This is a genomic window from Vibrio sagamiensis NBRC 104589, assembly GCF_007990935.1.
Lineage (GTDB): Bacteria > Pseudomonadota > Gammaproteobacteria > Enterobacterales > Vibrionaceae > Vibrio > Vibrio sagamiensis.
Window position 1 is genome coordinate 1 of the sequence record NZ_BJXJ01000087.1, and the last position, 3,995, is coordinate 3,995.

The 3,995-nt window shown below is 40.1% G+C and carries 2 protein-coding genes; both read right to left on the reverse strand.

Going from position 1 to position 3,995, the window contains the following annotated elements; translation table 11 throughout:
- Positions 1-65: 65 nt before the first annotated feature.
- On the reverse strand, positions 66-2,642 hold the full coding sequence (locus VSA01S_RS19325) for an RCC1 domain-containing protein (RefSeq protein WP_039983464.1): 2,577 nt from the start codon (positions 2,640-2,642) through the stop codon (positions 66-68).
- Positions 2,635-3,657 (reverse strand): OmpA family protein, encoded by a 1,023-nt coding sequence (locus VSA01S_RS19330; RefSeq protein WP_039983465.1) that lies wholly within the window; start codon positions 3,655-3,657, stop codon positions 2,635-2,637. The genes VSA01S_RS19325 and VSA01S_RS19330 overlap by 8 nt, the downstream gene beginning before the upstream one ends.
- Between the last annotated feature and the right edge of the window lie 338 nt (positions 3,658-3,995).

Here is a 3,995-nt window from a genome sequence, read left to right on the forward strand (position 1 = left end):
GGATACCTCAGAAACATCTTCAATTTTTGCAACGAGCCCATCGCAAGGTTGTCATGTACACAGCCTCATAAGGATGTTTGTAGTAAAACGTCAGTTGGATCAAGTTGCCGTATTTCTGCGTCACGCCACCAATTGCCACCCTCAACTATTACGGTTTTGTCTTTTAACTGGGTCATAAACTGAAAAAAGGATGCAAATGTATTTTCTACATCGTTGTAGACATTTGAAGATTGCTCACCCCAACTGCCCTTTGTCCCCTCATCCGTGAGTGCAAAGAAAGTTTTCCAACCTGATTTTATATCCGTTATATTATCATTAACAAGGGTGTTATTAGGTCTTTGAGTGATATCTCCACCATCTTTTATTGCCCCCCACGCGGTAACTGTTCCGTCATTAAGTAAGGCTGCATATGAGTTACCAAACGCAAAATAATCCTGGTCCGTAGTAGTCTTGGTTACATATATTGCTTTTGCGTTGGTGATAGGTACAGCAGGATTGGCGACGTTACCCCATGTTACGACATCTCCATTTTTTTTCAGTGCGGCAAAAGATATTTGACTCGCGACGACATCAGTTACACCTCCATCAAAGTCGACTGAACTGCTATCGCCTCCAAAAATTGTGTTACCCCATGACACAACAGTGTCATCATTTTTGATTGCAGCGAACGCGAATCCGCTAGCAACGATTGTTTTTACTCCACCAGTGAAATCAACACCGGATGAATCAGCACCAGTCTTTCCAGGTCCTATTGATGGATAATCTAATTTAGTGTAGCCCCAAGTCACCACAGAACCATCATTTTTTAAGGCTGCAAACGCAGCGTTATTGGAGAAGATATCTTTGATATCATTGTTTTCAGACTCATTAATACCACCCAAAATACCTGTATTTTCACCCTCCCATGAGAACACTTTGCCGTCCTTTCTGAGAGCAGTGAAAGCACCGCCATCAGCAACGACAATCTTTGTTATGTCATATAATTCAGGTTTTACTGCATCAGGAATAACACCACCATAATACTTCGAGCCAAACGCAATGACTTCACCCGTAGATTTCAAAGCAGCAGCGGCCTCCTTATTTCCTACGACTGAAATTACATCAGCGTCAATTCCCGTTACACCATAAGAACTAATGTATGGACCAGAGTAGATGAGTTTCCCAGATTCTGTGATTGCGTAGTTATACCACCCCCATGCCGTACCGATTTGGGTGAATGTCTCATTAATATCTAGTAAATCGCCATGATTATAATCGTCATAATAACCAAGTCGAACTAGCTTTCCCGTATTTAATAAGGCCCAAAATCCGCCATATGTACCAACTGCATCAACCATGAATCTACGTTTATAGATGTTGTATTCGACATCACTAAATGCTTGACCGCTAGCTGAAAATGCCTGTGCAGAAAGTTGAATTTCAGTTCCAACTTCTGACTCCAGAATGGTGATCGTATCACCATCAATCTCACGATCTTTGACCAGAAGGTCATCAACCGTGATTGAGTCACCAAAAACTCCGTTATTATTGGTATCGACGATCCATTTGTAAACAGTCTTAGACGCGTCGCAATCATTACATACTGAAGTTGATGTAATTGTGTTACTCGCTGCTAGTTCATCCGACTTAGAAAGGCTAGTAATGATTGGTTGTTGAACAACAATCACTTTAGGGCTACATGCTTCATGACCAACGGTATTTTCTGTACCTATTGCTACAGGAACCACACAAAATTGTATCTCTTTACCATCTAAACTGGTATCAATTGAGAGGGAGGTCGATGAGCTTAGTTGGTTTCCTAGACCATCCAACCACCGAAAAGTACTCACGCCTTCGGTACGGGCTGGAGAATTCGGGTCAACAAAAGTATATTGTCCTACGACATTTTGTCCCACACCAATGGAGCCAGAAATAAGAACATTTAGGGCTTCAGGAATTATGAATTTTTCTACAGGTGGAATTTCAGTTTTAGGGCTACAAACCTCATCACCAATAGTATTCTGTGTTCCTATTGCTACAGGAACTACACAAAATTGGATCTCTTTACCATCTAAAGTGGCATCAATTGAGAGGGAGGTCGATGAGCTTAGTTGGTTTCCTAGACCATCCAACCAGCGAAAAGTACTTACGCCTTCGGCACGGGCTGGAGTATTCGGGTCAACAAAAGTATATTGTCCTACGACATTTTGTCCCACACCAACGGAGCCAGAAATAAGAACATTTTGGGCTTCAGGAATTATGAATTTTTCTACAGGTGGAATTTCAGTTTTAGGGCTACAAACCTCGTCACCAATAGTATTTTGTGTTCCTTCGGCTACTGGCGTAACACAAAACTGTATTTCGCTATTTTCAAGTTGTGCATCAACATCTAATGACAACGTTAAGCCTAACTCATTACCATTATCGTCTAGCCAGCGATATTTACTTGTCGCCTCGTCGCGTACTGGAGAGTTAGTATCAGAGAAAGTATATTGGCCTGTGATATTATGGCCAACAGCAACCTTACCATTAATTGCCACATTTAAAGCTTCTGGCTTTATGTACGATATCCCACCGTTATCTTGGGATGGTAAGCCACTATTTTCACCACCGCATCCGAATAAAAACGTTAAAGAGAAAATATAGAAAGTAAGTTTATTCATTTTCTACCTCTACAGAAAAAGATGGCGAGATTACCTCTACCCTACGATTCATAGCACGGCCTTCAGACGTTTTGTTGTCAGCGATTGGAGATGTTTCTCCTTTTCCTTCCACTTGAATTCGGTTTTTGGAAATGCCTTGACTCTGAAAGTAATAAGCAACACTCTCAGCCCTTCTCGTGGAGAGCTCCTGATTATAAGATTCCGAGCCTAAACTATCGGTATGACCAATAATAATTAACTCTGATTGCTCATTTTTTTGAAGTCGTAATAATACATCTCGAAGGTAGGATTGAGCATTTACAGATAGATCTGAACTGTTCAATGTAAAAAGCGCTTCACCATTAAATTCGTTGAACGTTAGCACCTGAGGTTCTATGAGTTTGGTTGAAATTGGTTCTACTGGTTCTGATACTAACTCTTCTTTAGAGCCAAATGTGTAGTTTAATCCAAAAGTAAGAAAGTTGATGTCAGACCCGCCAGTGTCTTTACCACCGACGTTGTCGAACCACTGATACTCAAGTCTAGCTCCCCAGTTGTGGGATAATTGATATTCAAAACCAACGCCAAGCATGAGTGAAATATCTTTGTCTTCTTCATTAACAGTGTAATCTAGCTCTTTTCCAGTTTTATCAGCTTTCCAACTAAGAGCTCCGACTTTACCTAGAATATTTAGCCTTTCTGTTAAGGAGTATTGAGATACCAAACCTAACTCGATCCCCTGTACTTCTGCACTATAAGGAGCTTTGATAGATGGGTCTCCTAAGCTCGGGTAGGCCGCTTTGGCATCCCCAAAATAATCATATCCGCCTTCAACTGCTAACCAATCATTGATTTTATATCCAAGATAGATGCCTGCTCCAATATCATTCTTATCACAATCTAAACGATGTGAATCACAACCATTGGAGAAATGTGTCCAACCAGTTTTAACTCCTAGATAAAAATCATTACTCGCCATCGCGTTATATGTAATACATGAAATGAACAGACAAATTACTATTTGTTTTACAAACATTTGCCACACCTTAAATTAATATTATTATTGATAATAATAATATTAATAATGAAAGTTTGCGTCAATTTTGTGTCATAACTACTGCTTTACATTAGGATTTGCTCAATATAATTCTCTCGAAAATATAGTTAGAGAGTATTTGTTGCAAAAATTAAATATGTTTCTGAGGTGCTTATCTGAACACCTCTTTTCATGCATAAATTCCAAAGATATTGAAGAGTTCATTGAGGTTTGCGTAACTCATTGCGGAAGTGCCATACCAGCGGACACACCATAAGATCAGTTCGGGGGTGAAATGTCACCATTTGAATTCAGACTTGGCCATAACGCGTTGCTCA

Coding starts and splice junctions, on each gene's coding strand:
- VSA01S_RS19325 (WP_039983464.1), bottom strand. CDS start 2,642: ATGAATAAACTTACTTTCTATATTTTCTCTTTAACGTTTTTATTCGGA.
- VSA01S_RS19330 (WP_039983465.1), bottom strand. CDS start 3,657: ATGTTTGTAAAACAAATAGTAATTTGTCTGTTCATTTCATGTATTACA.